This window comes from Niabella terrae (assembly GCF_054783135.1).
On sequence record NZ_BAAGRD010000008.1, the window covers coordinates 948184 to 973935 of the forward strand.

Annotated in this window: 11 protein-coding genes; all 11 read left to right on the forward strand. The window is 49.5% G+C overall.

Features of this window, described 5'->3' with window-relative positions; translation table 11 throughout:
* Positions 1-2: 2 nt before the first annotated feature.
* Positions 3-2825, forward strand: a complete 2823-nt coding sequence (locus tag ACYVI9_RS12210) for a glycoside hydrolase family 95 protein (protein ID WP_460764848.1) — start codon at positions 3-5, stop codon at positions 2823-2825.
* Positions 2764-6384, forward strand: coding sequence for a malectin domain-containing carbohydrate-binding protein (locus ACYVI9_RS12215; protein ID WP_460764849.1), 3621 nt, complete (start codon positions 2764-2766; stop codon positions 6382-6384). Before ACYVI9_RS12210 ends, ACYVI9_RS12215 begins: the two co-directional genes overlap by 62 nt.
* Positions 6385-6477: 93 nt before the next feature.
* On the forward strand, positions 6478-9177 hold the full coding sequence (locus tag ACYVI9_RS12220; RefSeq protein ID WP_460764850.1) for an alpha-L-rhamnosidase: 2700 nt from the start codon (positions 6478-6480) through the stop codon (positions 9175-9177).
* Positions 9178-9222: 45 nt separating this feature from the next.
* Positions 9223-10317, forward strand: a complete 1095-nt coding sequence (locus ACYVI9_RS12225) for a glycoside hydrolase family protein (protein WP_460764851.1) — start codon at positions 9223-9225, stop codon at positions 10315-10317.
* A gap of 85 nt (positions 10318-10402) precedes the next feature.
* Positions 10403-12781 (forward strand): glycoside hydrolase family 2 TIM barrel-domain containing protein, encoded by a 2379-nt coding sequence (locus ACYVI9_RS12230; RefSeq protein ID WP_460764852.1) that lies wholly within the window; start codon positions 10403-10405, stop codon positions 12779-12781.
* Between the two features lie 27 nt (positions 12782-12808).
* Positions 12809-13978, forward strand: a complete 1170-nt coding sequence (locus ACYVI9_RS12235) for a sialidase family protein (RefSeq protein ID WP_460764853.1) — start codon at positions 12809-12811, stop codon at positions 13976-13978.
* Between the two features lie 18 nt (positions 13979-13996).
* Complete coding sequence (locus ACYVI9_RS12240) at positions 13997-18376, forward strand: hybrid sensor histidine kinase/response regulator transcription factor (protein ID WP_460764854.1); 4380 nt, start codon at positions 13997-13999, stop codon at positions 18374-18376.
* Positions 18377-18688: 312 nt separating this feature from the next.
* The gene (locus ACYVI9_RS12245; RefSeq protein ID WP_460764855.1) at positions 18689-21829 is read left to right on the forward strand and encodes a SusC/RagA family TonB-linked outer membrane protein; all 3141 of its coding nucleotides are present in this window, start codon (positions 18689-18691) and stop codon (positions 21827-21829) included.
* A 33-nt stretch (positions 21830-21862) separates the two neighbouring features.
* A complete protein-coding gene (locus ACYVI9_RS12250; RefSeq protein WP_460764856.1) occupies positions 21863-23788 on the forward strand; it encodes a RagB/SusD family nutrient uptake outer membrane protein in 1926 nt (641 codons plus the stop codon).
* Between the two features lie 33 nt (positions 23789-23821).
* On the forward strand, positions 23822-24838 hold the full coding sequence (locus tag ACYVI9_RS12255; protein ID WP_460764857.1) for a hypothetical protein: 1017 nt from the start codon (positions 23822-23824) through the stop codon (positions 24836-24838).
* Between the two features lie 252 nt (positions 24839-25090).
* On the forward strand, positions 25091-25750 hold the full coding sequence (locus tag ACYVI9_RS12260; RefSeq protein ID WP_460764858.1) for a DUF3826 domain-containing protein: 660 nt from the start codon (positions 25091-25093) through the stop codon (positions 25748-25750).
* Positions 25751-25752: the final 2 nt, after the last annotated feature.

The following is a 25752-nucleotide window of genomic DNA, read 5'->3' on the forward strand; positions in this document are numbered from 1 at the left end:
GGATGTCCCCATTCGTCAATTCAATAAAAATTATTCTGCTGACGGTTGCCCTGGCAGCAGCCGGAACCGCAGCGGCACAACAGTGGGAGCTTTGGTACCGTCAACCGGCCCGACAATGGGTGGAAGCCCTGCCTATTGGCAATGGCCGGCTGGGCGCCATGGTTTTTGGGGGTTTGCAGCGGGATCGGATTCAATTTAATGAAGAAACCCTCTGGACCGGTTATCCCCGGGATTACAATCGCAAGGGCGCTTACCAGTACCTGGACAGCATCCGCAGTCTCTTGTTTGCCGGTCAACAGGCGGCAGCAGAGGCGCTGGCGGGCAGGGAGTTTATGGGCCTCAAATCAGTTGCAGGTGATCAGCAGGCCTGGGTGGATAAAATGATGACGGTACTGAAGTCCGCAGATAATCCTTCCCAAACCAAATTTAACGATGCCGGCTGGAAAACACTGAAAGTGCCTGTTTACGATGGTTGGGAAGCACAGGGTTATGAAGGTCTGGACGGGGCCTTGTGGTTCCGTTATTCTTTTGAACTGCCCGCCAGCTGGGCCGGCAGGGAGCTCATCCTGGATTTGAATAAAATCGCACAGCTGGACCGGACCTATATCAACGGTCAATTGGTGGGGACTGGCCAGAATGACCAGCACCGCCTGTATAAGGTACCGGCCGCGACATTGCACCCGGGCACCAACAGTATTGCGATTTTTGTATTGAATTTCTCTGGTAAAGGGGGCATTTTGGGTTATAAGGATACCAGTCAGCATATTGGCCTGTATCCCGCTGATGGCAATCGGGAAGCGCTGCTTTCGCTGAATGGTGACTGGAAATACCAGATTCAGAATGACGAAGTTCCGGCCGTAGCGGCCTACCAGGCTTCCTACCAACCTTTTGGTGATCTGTATCTGGATTTTGATATAGATACGGCAAAGGTTCGTGACTATCGCAGAAGTCTGGACATCAGCCGGGCCGTTGCCCGCACCAGTTATACTTATCAGGAAGTACATTATAACCGGGAGTACCTGGCCAGTACGCCGGATCAGGTCATAGGCCTGAGGCTGACAGCAGATCAGAAAGGGCAGATCAGTTTTGCCGCGACACTGGGTAGTCCGCACCGCGCTTCTGCTGTTCGCCAGCTGCAGGATGGCAGTCTGGAGCTCCGGGTGCAGGTAAAGGACGGCGCACTGAAAGGCGTGAGCTACCTGAAAATCATCTGTCAGGGCGGTAAAGTGGCATTTGACAACGGCAGCATCAGGGTCCGGGAAGCAGATCAGGCGGTTCTCTGGCTGACGGCGAATACCAATTATAAGAACTATTCAGATATTACTGCCCAACCGGCTTCGCTGGGACTACATGCACTGCATGCCATTGCCCATAAAAGCTGGACCCAGGTACAGCAGGCGCATGAAAAAGAATACCAGGGCTACTTCAATAGATTTGCTGTCTCATTTGGCGGATCCGAAAAGATGCAGGAATTGCCTACCGACCTGCGGCTGAAGCGTTTTGCAGGGCATGCCGATCCGGATTTTCTGGCCCTTTATGTGCAATACAGTCGTTACCTGCTGATCAGCAGTTCCCGTCCGGGTACCCGACCTGCCAACCTGCAGGGCATCTGGAACGACCTGCTCTCCCCACCCTGGGGCAGTAAATACACGACCAATATCAACCTGGAAATGAATTACTGGCCGGCAGATATCCTCAACCTTTCTGACATGCAGCAACCCCTGTTTCAGATGATCCGGGAACTCGCCGTAACCGGTCATGAAACCGCCCGACAATATTACAGGGCACCTGGCTGGGTCCTGCATCATAATACCGATCTGTGGAGAGGCACTGCCCCGATCAATGCATCCAATCACGGCATCTGGGTTACCGGCGGTGCCTGGCTCTGTGATCATCTCTGGGAACATTACCGTTACAGCCGGAGCCTGCCCTTTTTAAAAGATACCGCTTATCCGCTGATGAAAAAGGCGGCCCTTTTCTTCAATAAATTTCTGATCCGCGACCCGAAAACCGGCTACCTGATCAGCAGTCCCTCCAACTCGCCTGAACAGGGAGGTCTGGTAGCCGGCCCGACCATGGATCATCAAATCATTCGCAACCTTTTCAAAACGGTCATAGAAGCCAGTCGTATCCTGGGTACCGACAGCCTCCTGCGTCAACGGCTGCAGGCACAATACCGGCAGATTGCACCCAATACTATCGGCCGTTACGGGCAGTTGCAGGAATGGATGCAGGACGTAGATGATACGACCAATAAACACCGCCATGTTTCTCACTTATGGGCGGTATATCCCGGTGCTGAGATCAATTGGGAACAGACGCCCGAACTGATGCGGGCTGCCCGGCAATCACTGATCTATCGCGGCGATGCCGCTACCGGCTGGAGTCTTGGCTGGAAAATCAATCTATGGGCCCGGTTTAAGGATGGCGATCATACCTACCAACTGATCCGGATGCTGCTGAGTCCGGCGGAACGCAGCGCCGGTAGTTACCCCAACCTTTTTGATGCGCACCCACCTTTCCAGATTGACGGGAATTTCGGGGGGGCGGCCGGCGTGGCAGAAATGCTCATGCAGAGTCATGCGGGTTATATTGAAATGCTGCCTGCCTTGCCGACGGCTTTGTCTGAAGGGTCGGTTCGGGGACTGAAGGCACGTGACGGATTTGAACTGGACTTCAGCTGGGCGCAGGGTGCCTTACGCAGCCTGACGGTACGCTCTACGGCAGGCGCGCCGCTGCAACTCCGCTATCGGAACAAAAAGATTGAAATACCGACAAAAAAACAGGGAGAATATCATTTTAATGGCGCACTGGAGCTTTTATAATAACGGGAGTCAGCGGCCAATGGCGGCCTGTCGGCTGCTTCTGCTGATGTTGCTGGTACTGGTAACGGGTGCAGCTGCGGCGCAATCTCCGCGGATCACTATTGATCTGAATAAGGATTGGCGCAGTCAGGCCGGCAATGACAGTATGCCGCTCAAACCTGCCTTCGCCCGGAAATTTGATGACGGGTTATGGAAACAGGTGCAAGTGCCTCATAACTGGGATGATTATTATGGTTACCGCCGCCTCCTGCACGGCAATAAGCACGGTGATGCCTGGTACCGCAAGACCTTTAGGCTGAAACAGACCAGAAAAGGTCACCGCTTCCTGCTTTTTTTTGAAGGCGTAGGATCCTATGCTACGGTGTACCTGAACGAAAAGCAGGTCGGCAGCCATAGCGGCGGTCGTACCAGTTTTACCCTCGACGTAACCGAGCAGCTACTTACGGACGGTTCTGAAAATATTCTGGCGGTGCGTGCCTGGCATCCACCTTTTATCAAAGACCTGCCCTGGGTATGCGGCGGTTGCAGTGATGAAAGGGGATTTAGTGAAGGCTCCCAACCCATGGGTATTTTCCGGCCGGTACGACTGCTGATTACCCGGGAACTCCGGATCACACCTTTCGGTGTACATGCCTGGGCAACGATCGGGGCAGCACAGACTGCGCTACATGTAAAGACGACGCTGAGGAACGACGGTCATCAGAAAAGCAAATTTACCCTGAACCATCAGTTACTGGACCAGCGCGGCAGGGTGGTGGCAAGCCGTGATAAAGACAGCCTGCTGGAAGCGGGTGTGGAAGCAGAAATAAGCATGGACCCGCTGGAACTGGAGTCGCCGCGGCGCTGGTCTACGGAAGATCCCTATCTGTATACCATTGTCACTACGGTCCGGCAGGGCCGGCAGGTGCTGGATCGGATAACAACCGATTTTGGATTCCGGACCCTGAACTGGCGCAGCCCTTCTCATCAGTTGCTGATCAATGATCAGCCGGTATTTATCAATGGCATTGCCGGTTATGAGCACCTGCTGGGCAGCAGCCATGCCTTCAGTGAACAGCAGGTAAAGGCGCGGGTGCAATGGATAGCGGCTGCAGGATTTAATGCTTTCAGAGATGCCCATCAGCCCCATAACCTGTTGTATGGTAAATTATTCAACCAAAAAGGTATTCTTTGGTGGACCCAGCTTTCCGCCCATATATGGTACGACAGTCCTGCCTTCCGCGAAAACTTCAAGCAACTGCTCCGGGAATGGGTGATTGAAAGAAGAAATGATCCTTCCGTCATACTCTGGGGCCTGCAGAACGAAAGCAAGATCCCGGCAGATTTTGCACGGGAATGTACCGAACTGATCCGTAGCCTGGATCCCACCGCATCGACCCAGCGGCTGGTAACGACCTGTAATGGCGGCCAGGGGACTGACTGGGATGTTCCCCAGAACTGGACCGGCACTTATGGCGGCGATCCTGCCACCTATGGACAGGACCTGAAAAAGCAGGTGCTGGTGGGTGAATACGGGGCCTGGCGCAGCATCGACCTGCATAGCGAAGGCGGCTTTGTCGCAGACGGACCTTTAAGTGAAGACAGGTTTACAGCGCTGATGGAACAGAAAGTTCGCCTGGCGGAGTCCGTTAAAGATAGTGTGGCGGGTCATTTTTTCTGGCTCTTGAACTCCCATGATAACCCCGGCAGGGTGCAGGGGGGTGAAGGTTTGCGGGAACTGGACCGGATCGGTCCGGTGAATTATAAAGGCATGCTCACACCCTGGGAGGAACCCACGGATGCGTACTATATGTTTCGCAGCAATTATGTACCGGCTTCCCGCGATCCGATGGTTTATATTGCTTCCCATAGCTGGCCCAACCGCTGGCTGCAGCCCGGCATCAAAGACGGTATTATCGTGTATTCGAACTGTGAAGAAGTAGAATTATTCAATGACCTGGGCCAGACCTCGCTGGGTAAAAGGAAAAAACAGGGCAAGGGCACCCATTTTCAATGGGATCAGGTAAATATCCGGTACAACCTGCTTTACGCGGTAGGGTATGTGAACGGTAAAATGGTAGCCCGGGATACCCTCACCCTGATGCACCTGCCGCCGGCACCCGATTTTAATCGCCTGTATACGAATAGTGACAAAGGCCTGGAGGCTGGATCCACCGCTTATTATTGGTACCGGCTGAACTGTGGCGGACCGGATTATCGGGACAGTGAAGGTCATCTCTGGCTGGCCGATAAGGTATTCCCAGCTTCCATCGCTTTGCCGGATTCTGGTGATATCGGTGATCCGCAGTCTTATCCCACCAGCATTTTCTCGGCATCCTGGAATCAGCAGTTTCCTGAACTTCCGGGTGGATTTGCTTCACAACGCCGGGTATTTACACCGATCAGGGGCAGCCGTGACTGGAAACTGTTGCAGCAGTTTCGTTATGGCCGACAGGATTTAAAATACCTGTTTCAATTACCGAATGGCAAATATCAGGTGGAACTTTATTTTATAGAACCCTGGATAGGGGTCGGCGGTGAAAGAGATGGAAGTGGACGCCGGGTTTTCGATGTGGCTTTTAATGAGGTTACCGTTCTTAAAAATCTGGATATCTGGAAAGAAGCCGGTTCCCTGACCCTGCTTAAGAAGCGGATCCCGGTAAGGATCACGAATGGTAAGCTGATGATCCATTTCCCGAATACGGCCGCAGGGCAGGCGCTGATCAGTGCCATTGCTATTTCCGGCGAGGATCCAAAGACCGCGCAACCGCTCCGGTCAGTGGATGTCGTTGATCTCAGCACACAGGACAGCGGAGTAGCGGTCCGGCATTGGATGGATATTGGTGACACCGTATTTTCAGACGCCCGAATTCGCTTTCATCAGCTACCGGCGGATCTTTACGGCGCACGCTGGCTGCGGCGACCTAAGAATAATTCCGGGCGGCTGAAATTTATAACACCCTGGGGGGCGGATCTGTATATCGCCATTGATTCTTCAGGACCCGTGCCTTCGCAACTCCGTGCATTTGAAAACACCGGGACTTATATACAGACAGATGAAAATGGTGGCAGGTGGTATCAGGTACTTAAAAAACGATTCGATTCGGGCAGCCGTTTTATTTTTTCACAGTCGGAGCAGTGGCTGGTGGCGCTTCGATTCCCGACCAATATGCAACCCGCTTACGATCTGAAAGAGTCTAAGACGTATAATGCAGACAAAAGTGTCGGTACGGCAGGTGTGACCAAAAAACTTTTTTCCGGAAGGGAACGGGACCTGGTAACAGTAACGGGACCCGTCGAGATCAGCTGGCCGGTAGAAATGGGCGTTGCCGATATTTATGCCATTACCCTTAAATATCACAGCGCGGCAGCTGCCGGGATCGGCGGTAATATCCTGCTCCTGGATGCTTCAGGTAATAAGATGCTGGAGCAACCCTTACAGTTTAAGTTCACCAGAACCGGTAAATGGAATCTGATCACCGTCCATACACCGGGTATGGTCAATGCCGGACATTATAAAGTCGTAGTCCGGACCCAAAATGCGAAAGGATTGATGATTTCGAATATCGATATTCAATAATCGGAAGCAGCTGGCCGTTTTCGTACAGGTAGCAGGCATTCGTAAAATGTGGCGAACAACAGTGCTGGTTTGTGAACAGAAAAAATTGAGATGATGTCAAAATGGATGGTAATTTTCGTATTGTTTTGGACAGTGAATGCGGGTGCGCAGCCCCTGCAGCTGAATCGGCTGCGTTGTGATTACCGGGTGGACCCATCAGGGGTGGACAGCGAAAAGCCCATGTTGAGCTGGGAAATTCAATCCCGGGAAAAAAATGTACTGCAGCAGGCCTACCGGATTCTGGTGGCGGATGACAGCCTGTTGCTCAGCACTGGCAGGGCCAATGTCTGGGATTCCAGGAAAGTCAGCAGTAGTGCATCGGTGCAGGTGCCCTACCAGGGTCCGCAACTGCAACCTGCACGTAAATATTTCTGGAAAGTCATGGTTTGGGATCAACGGGGCCGCCGTTCCGACTATAGTCCGATCGCCCGTTGGCAGATGGGTTTGATGGGTCCGGAAGGCTGGCGGGATGCCAGATGGATTGCCTATGAGATCCTTCCGGACAGTAATATTTACCTGCCCCTGCTTCATGGCAATGGCAAGAAAGCATGGGGCCGTCGTCCGGATGTGTTACCACTGCTGCGTAAATCCTTTGGGTTGAAAAAAAGCATCAAATCGGCAACTGCTTTTGTTTCCGGACTGGGTCATTTTGAATTGCATATTAATGGTAAAAAAATCAGTAATCATTTTCTGGATCCCGGTTGGACACAATACAGCAAAGCGGCGCAGTATGTCAGTTTCGATATCAGTAAGGACCTGCGGTCCGGCGCGAATGTGGTAGGCATCATGCTGGGAAATGGCTTTTATTATATTCCCGGACAACGCTATCGCAAGATGACCGGCGCCTATGGTTATCCCAAACTCAAAGCCACTATCCTTCTGGAATACAGTGATGGCAGCAGGACTGCAATCGTGACTGACAGCTCCTGGAAAACCGCTCCTTCGCCAATCTGGTTTTCCAGTATTTTCGGAGGTGAGGACTATGATGCCCGTGCCGAACAGACTGGCTGGGACCAGCCTGGATTCGATGACAGTGGCTGGAAGTCCGCACTCGAAACCACCGGGCCACCCTTGCTGCAATCTCAGATTCAGGAAGCCCTGATCATTGCGCAGCGTTTTGCGCCCCGGCAGCAGCGCCCGCTGGCTGACGGCTCATGGGTTTTCGACCTGGGTCAGAATTTTTCGGGCATCCCTGCTATTGAAGTCAGCGGTCGCAGGGGCGATACCATCCGTATCATCCCCTCTGAGCTGGTGAACGAAGATGGTAGTGCCAATCAGAAAGGAACAGGCGGGTTGCATGTGTACACCTATGTGCTCAAGGGGACAGGCACTGAAAGCTGGCAACCCCGATTCAGTTATTATGGCTTCCGCTACCTGCAGGTGACCGGTGCGGTTCCTAAAGGAGCCGACAACCCCGACAACCTGCCCGAACTCAAAACCATACAGGGACTTCATATCCGTAACCGGGCCAGCCAGATTGGTAATTTTCATAGTTCCAATGCCCTGCTCAATCAGACCAATGAGCTGATTCTTTGGGCGATAAAAAGCAATATGGTTAGTGTCTTTACAGATTGCCCCCATCGGGAGAAGCTGGGCTGGTTGGAACAGACACATTTGATGGGTAGTTCAGTCCAGTATAATTTCGACGTGGCGGCATTGAACCGAAAAGTTATCCGTGACATGGAGCAGGCACAGTATGCCGACGGAAAGATGCCGGAGATCGCTCCGGAGTTTACCGTATTTACACCCCCTTTTGACGAGTCTCCGGAATGGGGGAGTGCCGCCGTCATCCTGCCCTGGTACCAGTATCTATGGTATGGCGATCGGCAATACCTGGCAGGGGCTTATCCCATGATGAAGGGGTATGTAATGTACCTGGAACAGAAGTCGAAGGATCATCTGCTTAGCCATGGACTGGGCGACTGGTTTGACATCGGCCCCAACCGGCCAGGTGTGGCGCAGTTGACGCCCCTGGGCGTTACGGCCACCGCGATGTATTATTATGACCTCACCCTTTTGACGCAGGCGGCCGATTTGCTGGGACATAAGGCAGATGCGGCCAGGTTCCGTTTGCTGGGGACAGCCGTTAGAAAAGCCTTCAATAAAAAATATTTCGACAGGGTTACCCGGCAATATGCTACGGGCAGTCAGACAGCCAATGCCATCGCGCTGTACACAGGTCTTGTCGAGCCGCAGTACAAGGAAGCGGTGCTCGACAACCTGATTGCGGATATACGCAATAGGAACTATGCCCTGACTGCCGGCGATATTGGTTATCGTTACGTATTAAGGGCGCTGGAGCAAGCCGGTCGGTCAGATATTATTTATGCGATGAATAATCGCTCCGATGTACCGGGTTATGGCTATCAACTGGCGCACGGTGCCACAGCGCTGACCGAATCCTGGCAGGCCTATCCCAATGTATCGAATAATCATTTTATGCTGGGACATCTGATGGAATGGTTTTACTCCGGTCTCTGTGGTATCGGTCAGGCGCCTGGTTCCGTGGCTTTTAAGGAGATTGAGATCCGGCCACAACCGGTAGCAGGTCTGGATCAGGCCCGTGCCGCTTACCAATCAGTCTATGGACCTATTGAAGTAGGCTGGCAACAGGAAGCCGCGCTGTTTAAATTAAAAGTCACCATTCCGCCGAATACCAGGGGGCGTGTGTTTTTTCCGAAAGAATATCAGCGGTCACCGGAATCGATTGGTTCCGGAACCCACGAATTTATCCTCCGCATGAAAAAGGGATGACGGGCAGGGAAGTCACCGGACAGAAAAGTATTAAGTTAAAAGAATATGATAAGAAAATTACTGACAGGATGGCTGTTGCTGGGCTTTTTACAGGAAGCGGTTGCACAGCCGGCAGGCGTACCTGAACCGGTAATGCAGGAAATATACCAGGAAGTAAAAACACCCTATAAATACGGCTTGGTGATGAAAGCGCCAGCACCGGATAAAAAAATTGATTGCCCCACGATTTACCGATTCGGCAGTACCTGGTATATGAGCTATATCGTTTTTGATGGTTCCGGCTATGAAACCTGGCTGGCCTCCAGCAAGGACCTGCTACACTGGAAAGAACTTGGCTGTCAACTGGGATTTACAACGACCGGCTGGGACAGCCGGCAGAAGGCCGGATACAATGCGCTGGTGGAAACCAAATGGGGCGGAAAATACCGGCTGGGAAAATATGACGGCAAATACTGGATGAGCTATTTCGGAGGATCTTCCACGGGCTATGAACCGGAACCGCTGTCCATCGGTATGGCATTTACTTCCCGCCGGCCGGTACGGCCGGGAGGCTGGCAGCGACTGGAAGCGCCGGTACTGGGCGCTGAAGATCCGGATGTCCGCTGGTGGGAGAACCGCCATAAATTGTTCAAGAGTTATGTAATCCGGGATGAAGCCGGCCATACCGGTCATAAATTTATTATGTATTATAATGCGGTCGGAGATTCCCTGAAAGATAATAAAGCGACCCGGTGGTACGAAAGAATAGGCATAGCGGTATCGGATGATCTGCGGCACTGGAAGCGGTATCTGAAAGATCCGATTTTGCAGCATAGCCGCGGAATTACCGGGGATCCCCAGATTCAGAAAATCGGGAATGTCTGGGTGATGTTTTATTTCGGTGCCTTCTGGAAGGGGAGGGAAACTGCGGCCTTTAATCGCTTTGCGGGTTCCTATGACCTGATTCACTGGACGGACTGGAAGGGACCGGATCTGATCCGGTCATCGGAAAATTTTGATAGTAAATATGCACATAAATCATTTGTATTGAAACATAAAGGTATCGTCTATCATTTTTACTGTGCGGTGGATCAGAAAGATAACCGGGGTATAGCGGTAGCGACTTCCAGGGACCTGGGTCATAGTGCGATGCAGTTTTAAATTACGATAAGCGGGCCGGCGGGTCAATAGAATCCGGCTGTCAAATTTGAATAAATAAACAAACGGAACAGAAAGCAATTAACAGATGAAGCAATTGTTGATTTTGATACTATTGATGAGTTGGCTGACGGGCATCTCACAACGTTCGGTACAGGATTTTAACCGGGACTGGAAATTTCGACTGGAGGATGACAGCAGCTTTCGGCTGCCCGGTTTCAACGATAACGGATGGCGCCGGCTGAATCTGCCGCATGACTGGAGCATAGAGGGTAAGTTTGATAGTACCTGGCCCGCCGGAAATGCAGGCGGCGCACTTCCCGGAGGTGTGGGCTGGTATCGTAAGACTTTTACATTCGAAGCCAACCCGGACCGGGTGTATATTGATTTTGATGGCGTTTATCAGAACAGTGAAGTCTGGATCAATGGACATTATCTGGGTAAATGGCCTTACGGGTATACGGCCTTTCGATATGAATTGACTCCCTGGCTTTCTGCCGCTGGTCAGAACAACCTGATTGCCGTGCGGGTGGATAATAGTCTGCAACCGAATTCCAGGTGGTATACCGGCTCAGGAATTTACCGGGACGTAAAACTGATTAGCACCGGAAAAACCGCCTTGCGTCAATGGGGTGTATTTGTGACGACGCCCCAGGTATCGACAGCGCTGGCCCGAGTCGCCGTTGCTTATGAGCTGGCGCATGCTGCTACCGGACCTTTAAGGATCGAATCTAAGATCATCGATGCGGCCGGTAAGACCGTTTCCCGAACGGATGCCTACCGTTCGGAAGACGGAAAGTTTTATCAGGAGCTTGAGGTCCGCCGGCCGGAACTCTGGTCAGTAAATAATCCTTACCGCTATCAGTTGCTCACCCGTCTGTATCAACAGGGGCGCTTGGTAGATGAGGTCCGGACACCCTTCGGCATCCGGTATTTTAACTTTGATGCCAAAAAAGGATTTTCACTCAATGGCCAGCCCATGAAGATACTGGGCGTATGTCAGCATCATGATCTGGGTGCCCTGGGCGCAGCATTTAACCGGTCCGCGGCCCGCCGGCAGCTCAGGATTTTAAAAGAGATGGGTGTCAATGCCATCCGGATGGCACATAATCCTCCTGCGGCGGCATTGCTGGATCTTTGTGATGAAATGGGTTTTTTGGTCATGGACGAAAGTTTCGATCAATGGGCCAAAAGAAAAAATAAATTCGACTATCACCTTGACTTTATAGACTGGCACCGGCGGGACCTGGAACATATGGTTCGTCGGGACCGCAATCACCCTTCCGTCATAGCCTGGAGTATCGGCAACGAGATCCGGGAACAGTTTGACAGCAGCGGCATTCGGTGGACGCGTGAGCTGGTTCGCATTGTCAAGGACCTGGATACAACCCGGCCGGTTACAGTAGCCCTAACCGAAAATGATCCGGCCAAAAATTATATCTATCAGTCGGGTGCGCTTGATCTGCTCGGATTTAATTATAAGATCGATGCCTATAAAGACCTGGCCGCCAGATTTCCGGGAGAAAAAATTATTGCAACTGAAAACGTATCCGGGCTGGCCAGCCGGGGACATTATGATATGCCGGCAGATTCGATGCGTTACTGGCCTTCGTCTTCGGCTTTTAAATATGTGCAGCAGGGTAATCCTGATTATACGGTATCAGCCTATGATAATGTAGCCGCCTATTGGGGCGTTAGTCACGAAGCCAACTGGCGGGAAATCAAAAAATACGATTATATCGCCGGGCTATTCGTCTGGAGCGGATTTGATTTTCTGGGCGAACCGGTACCTTATCCTTTTCCTGCGAGAAGCTCCTATTATGGCATCGTTGATTTGTCGGGTTTTCCCAAAGACGTCTACTATATGTATCAGAGTGAGTGGACAGATCAACCGGTATTACACCTGTTTCCACACTGGAACTGGACCGCTGGCCAATTGGTAGATGTCAGTGCCTATTATAGTCAGGCCGACGAAGTAGAGTTGTTTTTAAACGGCCGGTCACTGGGAAAACGACACCGTTCCGATACCAGTTTTCATGTCCGCTGGCGGGTACCCTTTCAGCCGGGGACCCTCAGCGCCGTATCCTATAAAAAAGGGAAAAAGGTGTTGGAACGGCAGATCCGGACGGCAGGTCCCGCTTATCGGCTGGTTGCTGAAACCGAGAATCCGATCATCAACTCCCGGCAGGGCGAACTCGCTTTTATCGAGCTGAAAGTCGTCGACCGGCAGGGGAATCTGGTGCCGGATGCAGATCCGCTGGTGCAGGTACGCATTACGGGACCGGCTGGTGTGGCAGGAATGGATAATGGCTATCCTGCAGATCTTCATCCGATGCAGGACGCACAACATCATGTTTATAAAGGAAGGTTACTGACCATTATTCGTGGCCGTCAATCCGGTAAAGCCCGGATCCAGTTTACGGCTTCCGGTCTTCAGTCCGCCGTGACTGAAATCAACATTCAATAGATTCATTGACTCAAAAAATATTAGATTATGTGTTTGAAAATTTTCCGTTCGGCCCTGTGGCTGCTCATTATTGGAGGTTTTGCCTGTGGCAGTCAGCAGCGACTGTCTAAGAATGAAACATCCCCGGCCCATCGTAATGGCATACTGCTGGAAGAGTTTCTGTACCAGCAGGCGGATTTCCCATCCTGCCATTCTGCCAGTTTAATCGAACTGGATAATGGCGAGTTATTATGTACCTATTTTGGCGGAACTCATGAACGTCATCCTGATGTGGAGATCCGGCTTTCCCGTAAAACAAAGGAGGGCAAATGGCTCCCGCCGGTATCAGTGGCGGACGGGGTACAGTCGGCGGAGAAAAGATATCCGACCTGGAACCCGGTATTGTTTCAACCGAAAGACGGGCCGCTCTACCTGTATTATAAAGTAGGTCCCAGCCCGGCTGCCTGGTGGGGAGAATATAAAACCTCCACAGATAACGGACACAGCTGGTTGGCTGCTACCAAATTTGAAGGTCCCCTGCTGGGCCCGGTAAAAAACAAACCCATCCAGCTTGGCGATGGTACCATCCTGTCCGGTTCCAGTAGGGAAGACAGCGGTTGGCAGGCCCATGTGGAACGCAGCACGGATAACGGAAAGACCTGGCAATTTATCGGACCATTGAATGATGGCAAACAACTTCGTGCCATCCAGCCGACATTGCTCAGGTATCCTGATGGGCGCATCCAGATGCTCAGTCGTACCTCCAATAAGGGTCAGGAATGGATTGCCGAGACCTGGTCGGACGATAAAGGGCTGCACTGGTCAGAAATGGGTTTCACCAGTCTTCCCAATAATAATTCCGGCATTGACGCAGTAACCCTTAAAGACGGACGGCAGTTGCTGATTTATAATCATTCCACCCGGGAACAGGAAGGTATGGGACATAAGGGACGGGGCGTGATTAATCTGGCAGTGAGCCGGGACGGGAAGCATTGGGAAGCGGCGCTGGTTCTGGACTATCTGGATGAACCTGAAAAACAGTTTTCCTATCCCGCCATCATGCAGACGGCTGACGGATTGGTACATATTGTGTATACCTGGAACAGGAAACGTATCAAACATGTTGTCATTGATCCGGATAAGCTGGTGACCTATCCGATTGTAAATGGGAAGTGGCCTGCTGATAAGATTCCCCTGATACCCAGCAAAGATTCCTGATTTTGAACTTCCTGCCCAATGTCTCATAGTCCCGGAACATATTGGCTGCTTTTTATACTCGCTTGTTCGCTTGCTTTTCCCTGCGACGGGCAGGTTATTTATAAAACGGAACATTTTAGTTCCGAAGACGGCCTCTCGCATCGGAAAGTATCCGGCATGTTAAAGGATGACGAAGGATTTATGTGGTTCGGAACCTGGAATGGCTTCAATCGTTTCGACGGGACGCGTTTCAAAAACTACAAAAATCTGACAGGTGCCGGACAAGGTGTGCATAATGATCGTATACGTCAGATCGTGGATGATCATCAGGGGCATTTATGGATCGTTACTTATGATAAGTATTTATATCGCTTTGACAAGCGCCGGGAGATTTTTATTCCAATAAATGATATTATAAATAAAGCCGCCGGTAAATCCATTCAGGTGCATGGCGTCTCCCTGGTGACGAAGGATCATATTTGGCTTATTACGGTGAACGAAGGTGTGATTTGCCTGCCTTTGGTCAATATAACAGCTGCCGGCATTACCAGATATCATGTGGAGGCTGATCCCGACTATGCCCTGGATGCCGATCATGTCTTCTTTATTTACAGGGACCAGAATCAATTTATCTGGATCGGAAATACCGGCGGAATTTCAAGGTTCCGGCCTTCGCCTTCGGGGACTTATATCCGGGAACAACTGAACTTCAAAGGCACAGGAAAAAAGAACTTTACCAAGATATCTGAGAATGCGGACTGTATTTTTCTGAGTTCACATAATGGTGCCGTGGGCATCTATGATAAGCAGCTCCGGCAACTGTTTTTGAGTAAGATCAGCGGCGAAACCATAAAGGCGGTGCGTTGTTCCAGATTTTCGGACCTGGCTTATATGTCGACGGCTTCCGGGAAACTGATCAAGGCAGTCTATCGAAACCACCAACTTGAATATACAGCTATAAAGACACCTGGCGAGCTGGACAATTTGTATGAGGATAATACCGGGAACCTATGGGTGGAAATGGTAGATAAGGGCGTGGCACTGTTAAAAAAGAAGCACGAAAAACCTGACTATTTTTTTTCATCGGTTGACTGCCAGCCCAAGGATGGCAGTCATTTTACCGTGTTTGAAGATTTTAACGGCACCGTCTGGATATGCTACCCGAACGGGGAACTGGTCTATTATGATGCCCGCGATCAAAAAATAAAACCAGGGCTGGGAATCAATCAATCCACCGGGAAGCCGTTTTTAAATTCAGTATACCGCCTGTACTATGATGCAGGTGTTATATGGATTTGTCCGGAGTCGGGAGGGATTACAAAGCTGATGATTCAGCGAAAAGTATTTCAGCAAGAAGATATTGACCCGTCTTCCCATTTACCGGATCATGAAGTGAGGGCGGTATATTTTGATAAAATGGGACGACGCTGGGCTTCGTCACAGGGAGGCAGTTTGGCGGTAGATTACAAGGAGTCAGCTGTCGAATTGCTATTCAATAACCGGTCCTTAACTTCCTACCGCTTAAATGCCTATTCTATTTTGGAAGACAGCCGCGGCACCGTCTGGATTGGCACCCGGGATGATGGCCTGTATCGTGCCGTACCCATTGACTCGCAGCGTACACAGTACAGCATGCAACATTATCCTGCGGTAGGGCCTACAGGAAAAGGCATACGTATTTCTTCGATTTTAGAAGACCACGAACACCGGTTATGGATCGGCACCTATGATGCCGGCCTCTGGCAGATTGAAGAAAGGCCGGATCAGTGCCGCTTTGTTCAGGTACCCGTCGTACTCGGAAAATATCCCGGGAATGCCTTTGATCAGGTGCGTACCCTCTCACAGGAAGCCAACGGAAATATCTGGGCAGGTACCACAGCGGGATTGCTCATTTTGAAACCAGGAGAAAATAATAAATATAAAGTGTTCATTTACCGGGAGCAAACAGGTATTGCCACTACTTTGCCTAACAATGATATACTTTGTATTACACCGGATTCCAGGGGACGTATGTGGATGGCAACAGCTGGAGGTGGATTGACCCGTGTCACCCGCAGCAGCAGCGACCGACTGAATTTTAAAACATTTGGATCTGATGAGGGCCTGTCCAATGATTATGTACTGAGCTGTATCGAAGATCAGTCGGGAAATATCTGGGCCGCAACAGAGGGTGGGCTTTCCTGTATCAGGTCCGGTGACGGGCAACTGGTGAACTATGATTCCTATGACGGTTTGCCGGCTGTCGGATTTTCGGAAGGCGCCTGCGCGATTGATCCGTTGGGCCGTTTGGTATTTGCCACTGCCCGGGGTATTGTCACTTTCAATGCGGCTGAATTACAGCGGGTCTTTAAACCGAAAGGTATGATGTTGACCTCCCTGCTGATTAATGGTGCAGCGGCCGGACCCGCAGATAAAGAGGGGGTCACCGAAGTAGATATCAATTATCTGGATGCCCTGGAACTCGATTATGACCAGAATACGGTTTCGATCAGTTTTGCCATTCCTGATTACAGAAGAAAGATTCATCATTACAGCTATCGTTTGCTCGGCTGGGACGACAAATGGGTTACGGATAATACCGGCAAGGTGGTTTTTTCAGAGTTGCCACCAGGCGATTATATTTTTGAAGTCAAGGGCGATGGCGAAGATTATTCCCAAACAACCTTCCGTCAACTCGCCATTAACATTGCGCCGCCGTTTTGGAAATCAATATGGGCTTATGGACTGTACCTGGCTGCAATCATCTTTATTGGTGCGCTGATCCGGCGCACGGCGATCGCGATGATGCGGTTGCGCAATAAGGTCGTGATTGAACAGGAATTGTCCGAACTGAAACTCAACTTTTTTACAAAGGTCTCGCATGAGTTGCGTACGCCACTGACTTTAATCCTAAGTCCGTTGCAGCAACTCGCACAAAAGGAAACCTTATCAGCTACCGGCAGACGGGATCTGGAAGTGGTGTCGAAAAATGCCGGCAGAATGGTACAGTTTGTCAATCAGCTGCTGGATTTTAGAAAAATTCAGTCCCGAAAACTTCAACTGTACCACTCGACAACCGACCTGGTCCAATTGTCACGTAACACGGCAGCGCATTTTAAATCACTTTTACACGAAAAGCAAATCCAGTTTTGTATAGACGCTGATTACCCGGTACAGTATATCGATGTAGATGCCGAAAGAATGACCACCGTAATTTATAACCTGTTGGCCAATGCATTCAAGTTTACACCTGCAGGAAAAGCGGTTCACCTCCGTATTTATCGTCGGGAAGCCTCCGGGACACTTCACCTCGAAGTAGCAGATCAGGGACCAGGGGTAGCCCCGGAGGAACTGGAACAGATTTTTGAACTTTTTCATAGCAAACCTACGCTAGACAGTCGGCAGCTGAAAGGCACAGGCGTGGGTCTCTGTCTGTCAAGAGAGCTGATTGAGCTTCATGGAGGCAGCCTCCATGCCCGTATTAATGAATGGGGCGGACTGACGGTTGCCATGGTCCTGCCACTCGAAACACAACTGACGGTCGGTACAGTTTCGGTCGTTCCGGACAGATCCGGGTTATTCCAGGGATCGGACAGCAGCCTGTATGTATCTCCGGCAGGGCAGCGGGATGATTTGCCCCGGGTGATGCTGGTGGAGGACAATCAGGAACTGCGATTTTTCCTGACCCGTCAATTGTCTGAATATTACAGAGTCAGTACGGCCACCAATGGCCGTGAAGGCTACCAGTTGGCGAGAGAACGGTTGCCCGATTTGATCATCAGCGATGTTATCATGCCTGAAATGAATGGTATTGAGATGCTGAACCAGCTCAGGCATGACGTTGAAACCAGTCATATACCTGTAGTGCTTTTAACGGCAAAAGCGTCTGTAGAAAGTCAGATTGAGGGGCTGCGCTACGGAGCTGATCTGTATATCACCAAACCCTTTAACACCGAGCTGCTGATGGTTGCGGTAACCGGCTTGCTGGAACAGCGATCCCGGCTGTTCCGGCACCTGCAGAAAGATGAGGCTTCAGTTGAGCCGCATTTCCCGACAGATAATACGCAGACCACTGTCAGGGCGGCGCCCATAATAACAGCCAAAGATGAAACTTTCCTGAAGGAGGTTATCGCCTTTGTCGAAGACAAAATGACTGACCCGGATTTTAATATTGAATCTATTGCAGGTTCGATGCATATGAGCAGGACCGCTTTCTATAAAAAATTTAAAAGCCTGAGCGGCATGACGCCTGTAGAGTTTGTCCGGGACAGGCGATTGAAAAAGGCCCGATTGCTACTCGAAGCCGGCACCATGAATGTTTCGGAAGTCGCCTACGAATGCGGATTTAATAATCCCAAATACTTCAGCACCTGTTTTAAAGAAAAGTTTGGACTTTCCCCCACAGATTACCTGAAGACCAGCCGGAATGAATCCGTTTAACTGCTACCGGCTGTCTGCAAAATGCCGCTACCGGCGCTTTTCTCACAGACTTTTGTTTTTAATTGTGTGACAATCAATCACATGCAAAATTGTGTCAAAATTTGAACGTAATGTAACAGATTTTGAACCCCCTTTTTTCTGTCCGCGATTAGATTTGTCTGCGAAGAACGGTTGCGCTGTCAGGATATTCCCTTGGGTTTTTCATGCGCCGGTTTCATAATTGTTTTTATGACAAATAATGAAATCCCGGTTCGCCGGCACTGCTTCCCTTTCTTTTAAAGGCTTGTTTTCATTTTTAAACCAATACGCCATATGTATTTCAAACACATTGTTTATTTTATTTGTGTCTACCTGTCAATTTTTTTCTGCCAACTAGATGCGAACGGGCAGACAAGGACAATCACCGGTACCGTGGTAGACGATTCTACTGCAAATCCTATTGCGGGTGTCACCATCCGGGTAAAAGGCGGCCCCCAGACCGCCGTTTCAGATCCTACTGGTAAATTCCAGCTCAATGTTCCCAGTTCCGGAGCCACTTTGGAATATTCCCATATCGGTTATGAGTCCGGGGAAATAGCTGTCATCAATGCCGAGCCGGTCTATATCGCCATGCATAAAACGGATTCCAGGATGGAGGAGATCGTTGTGGTAGGTTACGGCACCCAGAAAAGATCCAGGCTGACCGGGGCAGTGGCTACCGTGAAAGCAGAGGATATTGTCGATCTTCCGGTGCCTAATATTGCCGCTGCCCTCCGGGGTCGGGTGGCAGGTTTAGGCGTAAGCCAGACTTCCGGTCGTCCCGGCGCTTCCATAACATTAAATGTCCGCGGTGCTTCTTCGTCGGAAGGAGTGGGGGGCGCCTCTGCAGAACCGCTGTACGTAATTGACAATATGATTGTCAGCAAATCGACCTTCGATAATCTGGATCCTTCTATGATTGAGGATATTTCAATTCTGAAAGATGCTTCCGCCGCCATATATGGAGCATCTGGTGCCAAGGGTGTCATATTGATTACCACCAAAAAGGGCAGGATCGGTACACCTAAATTAAGTTATAGCGGTTATATGGGTATTACTGATGCGGTCAGAAAGCCCGAAATGTTATCGGCTTATGATCATGCACTGATGCTGAATGAAGTGTATCGGTTGAATAATACCTCTCTGGATAAGCATTTTTCTGAGGATGATCTCGAAATGTTAAAAACGGTGAACTACAAAAGCTGGTTTGATGAAATTTGGCAGCCGGCCCTGATGCAACGTCATAGTATGAATCTATCAGGAGGCTCTGAGAAAGTAACTTTTTTCGTAGGCGCCGGCTATCAGAATCAGAATGCGAACTATGCGGGACAGAAGGCGGATAAATATACGTTTCGGGGTGGCATTTCGGCGAAACTGATCAGCGGTTTGCGAACTGAAGTGAATTTCAATATTGATAATAATGTCCGCTACAGTAAAAATGGGTGGAGTGAAAATGACCAGGCTTTTCTGGAGAACCTTATTCAGGTACCCCGGTGGACGCCCATCCGGTTCGGTGACAATTTCGTCAATTATACCGGCGGTGCAAAGCGCGAGTTCAATCCACTGGCACAAATTGAATCAGGCATGTATAATGACCGGCGGTCAAAGGCTTATGGCCTGAATGCCAGCCTGACTTATGCGCCTGAATCCGGCATGCTTAAGGGCCTGACGGCCCGGGTCCAGGCCTCGACCTCGGCGTCATTTAATAAGTCGGAGGAATACCGGCCGGAATTCACGATCTATAATTTTGCCAGGGCGGGCAGTAATGGTTTGTTATACCGGGATTCAATAACGGGAGATCCGATAATCGTTAATGGCGGGGACAATGCCCGATTGTCACAATCAAAGGATGAGAGCAGTAATTACCGGGTGTTTTTCACCCTGCAATATGCCCGCAGTATTGCAGATCATGATTTCAGTATCATGGTTGGAGGGGAGCAGAGTGAAGGAAAAGGTTCCGGAATGGGTTATTATTATTCCGGTCAGCAAATCCCCGATAATCCTTATTACTGGGCTTTTAATCCTACGCCCAGCGTCAATAATCCTTCTGCTTCCCAAAGTGGAAAAAGGTCTTACTTCGGGAACTTTAACTATACCTATGCCAATAAATATACCCTGGAAGGGACCGCAAGACTGGATGCTTCCTCGAATTTTGCTGTCGAGAATATCTGGGGTTTTTTCCCACGACTCGGCGCCGGTTGGGTGGTCAGTCAGGAGCCTTTCTTTAAGGACAATGTGGCCTTTGTTGACTATCTGAAACTGCGTGCCAATTTCGGATTGACGGGTGATGACCGGGTAGGCGCCCGGTACTGGCAGGAACGATACAAGGTCAGCATCGGTTCTTATCTGTTCGGCGAAAACTATGTGCCCGGATTGAGACCGGATGTATACCCCAATCCCGATATTGCCTGGGAGAAAAACCGCACTTTCAATTTTGGGATCGATCTGAGTTTATTGAACAACAAACTCAATATTGGATTTGAAGCTTTCCAGACAAAGAATTACGACGTATTTGATAAGGGCAATGATCAGAATTTCCCGATGTACGCCGGATTTGCGGCTCCCGTAGTAAACTACCGCACCAATTATCGTTGGGGCACCGAGTATTCCATTGGATTCAACTCCCTCTTGGCTAAGGACCTGAAATTCAAGGCCAGTATGAATTTTGGATTTGGCAACTCGATGCTGGCGCAGCAATTCTATAATCGCTTTCTGTTATGGGAAGAAGCTTCGGACGAATGGCAGGCAGGATTCGGTACAGATCCGCGGGTGTATAACGGAAGCAATTATGGGCTAAAGGTACTGGGGATGTTCCGTACCCAGGAAGAAGTTGACGCTTTTATGGCCGCTCATCCGGGATATACAACATTTGATGAAGTGCCGCAACCCGGTTGGCTGTATTATGAAGATTATGATGGTGACGGCAAGATCACCGATCGGGACCGGACCATACTGTTTGAAAAAGGGACCGATGCGGCATTGTCCACCGGTATCCAGCTGGGGTTGACGTATAAGTCCCTGGACTGGCGGGTAAATATCGGCGCTGATTTCGGTGGCAAGAAGTTTTATGACAGTAAGACCCGCAGGAGCATTCCCACCCCAACCAAGAATGTACCGGCTTTCTGGCTTGATACCTGGACGGAAGAGAACCCTGATGCCAAATTTCCAAGGATCGATGACCCGTCGATAGATATAGAATCTGATTTCTGGGCAGTTGATGGTACTACCATACGGGTGAATAATATGACCCTGAGCTATGCCGCGCCCAAACAATTCGCCAGAAGAATCGGCCTGAGTAATATCAGGGTACTGGCGACCGCCAATAATCTTTGGGTGATTAAAAATCCGCTGAAATATAAGGACCCGGAATCCTCCTATATATACGATTATCCCACTTTGCGGACCATTTCTGTTGGTTTAAACCTGAGCTTTTAATTAATACGACATTATTACTATAAAAAAAAGGATATGAATAGTCTGATATTTAATAAGCGTTATTTGCTGTTGTTGCTTGCCGCTTTGTATTTTATTTCTTCCTGTAAAAAAATTGAGGACCTGGTAATCATCCGGGATCCGCTGGCCGTAGATGCGGGTATCTGGGAAGAAGAGTCGGCGGTGCAGTATTTATTGAACGATACGTATCAATATATAATACCCAATTTCGTATACGAGTATACCGGCAATAATTTTGGTATGCATCTGGTGAGTGATGAAAACTATTATTCGGCCAACGACAACTGGGGTAAAAAGTATTTTAATTTTAATGGATTCCTGGCATCTAATGATTGCAGGTACGTGGCCAATAAGTATGCAGGAAATAATTATGGGGAGAACCGTTATTTTGATCTTGCCAAATGCAATCTGGCCATCAAGAACCTGCCTTCCAGTACGGGAATCGACCCTGAGATCCGCAATCAGCTCCTGGGTCAATTTTATGCCCTTCGGGGGATGGCTTATATGGGGCTCACCAAGATCTATGGGGGCATGCCGCTGGTGACAGCACCCCAAAGTCCGGGTAACCTGCAGCTGAGTGGCCGGGAAAAGGCCAAAACCATGTTCGAGCAGATCGTCAGCGATTATGATTCAGCGATAGTGAACCTGAAGAATGCTGCCTGGAGTATTCGTGCCAATGGCAATGATCAGACGGATCGCGGAAAAATCAGCCAAACGGCGGCGGCGGCGCTGAAAGCGAAAGCTTTACTGTGGTGGGCCAGTCCGCTTTTTAATCCACAGGATGATGGCGTACATCCCTATGATCCCGAGAGATGGCAGCAGGCATACAAAGCCGCTCAGGAAGCTTACACCATGGCCATCGCGGCCGGCTATAGCCTGATGCCCAGTTATGCCACCCTATTTCTGGTAGAGGGAAAGGGTAATACAGAAGCCATCCTGGTTCGTTCTTATTCTTCTACCCAGCCGAAAAAATACCACGGCGTAGAGTCCCGCTCACGTCCGGGTTCCGAAGGCGGTTCTCCGAGTGATGTCTACAACCCCAGTGAGCAGATGATTAAAGCCTATTTGATGAAGGATGGCCGACCCATTGAAGACGCCAGCGCAGCCTATCCCTATGATGATGTATTGTTCTGGGCCAACAGGGATCCGAGATTCGATGCGACCATTGCTTTTAATGGCTGTACGTGGCCGCTTAGTGGTAAGAACAACAGGAAGCAATGGACCTATGCCGGCGCCCGGGTCGATGGCCAGAATGAATCCTCAAAACCGTTTTATGTACGAAAATTTGCGACGCCCAGCCTGGCCAGAACCAGCGTAGGAACGGCCAATGATGTAGGAGGAAGCGGCATGGACTGGATTGAGATCCGGCTCGCTGAGCTGATGCTGGATTATGCCGAGGCCGCAAATGAAGTAGGTGATATGGGTATCGCCAAAGATATGGTCAGACAAATAAGACAGCGCGCAGGAATAGTAGAGGGAGACTATGATTACGGCCTGGCATTGGCGCTTACCAAGGATGAAATGAGGGAATTGATTATGAATGAAAGAATGGTGGAGTTTGCTTTTGAAGGGAAAAGAAATGACGATCTGAGAAGGACCAGGCGCATGCATCAACTGGAAGGTACCCTGGGTCAGATGTTGCAGATGCAGTTCCTCCCGTCGCCTCTGGGACTGCGGGACTCCCTGGAACTGCCGATTGGGCCGAATAGTTTGGGTCTGGATGAAACCTTACTGCGAAGGGATACCCTCGATATATACAATAAGTCATCCATTCAGCAATACTTTCAGTATCCTTATATCTATAATCCGCCCAATAATAACGGAGGATTTGCCATGCCGGAAGAATATTATTTTTTCCCGCTGAGTAATCAGTTTATCAATTCATCTCCTTTACTGGAGCAAACCATAGGTTGGGAAGGAGGAACTTTCGATCCACTTTAATTTACCATTTTTCAGGACTTAAAACATCAATCAATGAAACCTACATATATATTGTTATTTTCTCTTTCTGCCCTGCTTTTTTTGGGAAATAGTTGCAAAAAAGGGGACCTGGGAGCGCCCAAACGACTACCCGCCAACGTGCCGGACGTTCCGAATATTTTTAACATGTTCAATGTGAAACTTGATCTTCATGGAACCCAACCTTATTCGGTGGGTGAAGATGGCCTGATTACCATTGGTACCAATGATTCAGCACTGGTGGAGTATACCATTGAATCGCCGGACCAGGATATGTATCAGGTGGCTTTATATAAAACGGGCGGCGGGCTTCCGCAGGTAAGGATACCTATTACGGAAGGCATGGACCGGAGAAGTTATACAGGGTCGTTCGTTTTTTACGGTCAGGACCTGGGTGCCGGCTCCACCACGTCCTACCGGATCTGGGCCTATGATGTCAATGGTGTGTATTTGGGAGACGGGTATAAGAGAATTACCATTAATGTGCTTTCAGATATAAAATATTTTACGAACCGAAAAGTCTTTAGCCCGGATTCAGCTACCGGGGAACTGCCCTGCTATGTTTCCTTGTCCGATGGTGCATTGTACAGCTACAAAACAGGAAGTGCAAATGCGAAAGATATTGATTTTGGCATTTTTCAACGCTGGGACACGACCTGGTCCGATGATAATTATTCTGTGAAACGGAATTATTATTTGTATTCCTTAAGTGCCGATCCACTCCCTTTTACCCATTATGACATTGGAAGCTGGACCAGGAGGGGAACACTGTTTTCTGATGCGAACAAAGGGAATGCCAATGACTTTAAGAAAAAGTTTACCACGAGCGCTAAAATTGAGAAGGAAGCCACCAAGAAACCGATTGAACTGACCATGGTTCCTACACCGCTGGCTTCCAACCAGTTTATTTATTTTAAAACCCCTGAGGGAAAATATGGTGTATTATTCATCCAGGCACAAAACAGTGATTATAAACTGGACACTTATTTCCAGATGGTCTGGAGAATTCAGGACGAGGCGATCACACCCTGAAGAAACGCAGGTCCGATTTCTACATATCCGAAGCGGTAATGCATCCTCATTTTTGTAATAATCAATTGACAATATAAAACCTAATTCCAGAAGTAAAAATCTGATAATCAAATAATTTTCTATTAAATACTGGAGCAGATTTCTGCAAACGTTTGCATGGAATAGTAAAATATTACATCTGCTCAGGTAAACCTTGCATTGTTACCAGATCGTTATGGGTCTAATTTTATACCTCAAATAACGATTTATTACATGCCGGGAATATCAAGGAAATTTTTATTGTTTTTTGTAGCTATTTGTAGTCTGAGTGTGGTCTATGCACAACAAAAAACCGATCAGGAATATTGGAATGTCGTACAGCAACGCGCCCAGAAAATACTGGAACCAATAAAGTTTGAGGATACGCTAAAACTAAACCGTGTAAGGGACCTGATTGCCGATGAATATGTGGCAATTAAGCGATTGGATGAGAAAAAGGAACAGGCGCTGGCACAAGCAAAAACAGCTTCCGGTTCCAGGGAAAAGCTGGAAAGGGCTACGGAAAAAATTAATAAACAGGATCTTGCTGACCGTAAACTGCTGAATACCCGTTACCTGAAATCATTAGGAAAGGAGTTGACAAATGCTCAGATAGAGACTGTTGCCAACGGCATGACTTATTATGTTTTGCCCAAAACCTATCAGGCCCATCTTGAAATGATTCCCACACTCAAGGAAGAGGAAAAAAAATACATCTACGATGCCCTGCTGGAAGCAAGATATCTTGCTTTGACCGCCGGTTCCAGTGATGCCAAGCATGCCTGGTTCGGTAAATACAAGGGTCGGATTAATAATTATCTGTCTGCCCGGGGCTACGACTTGAAAAAAGAGCGGGAGGCATGGAATGCGCGGATTAAAGCTTCAAAACAATAATA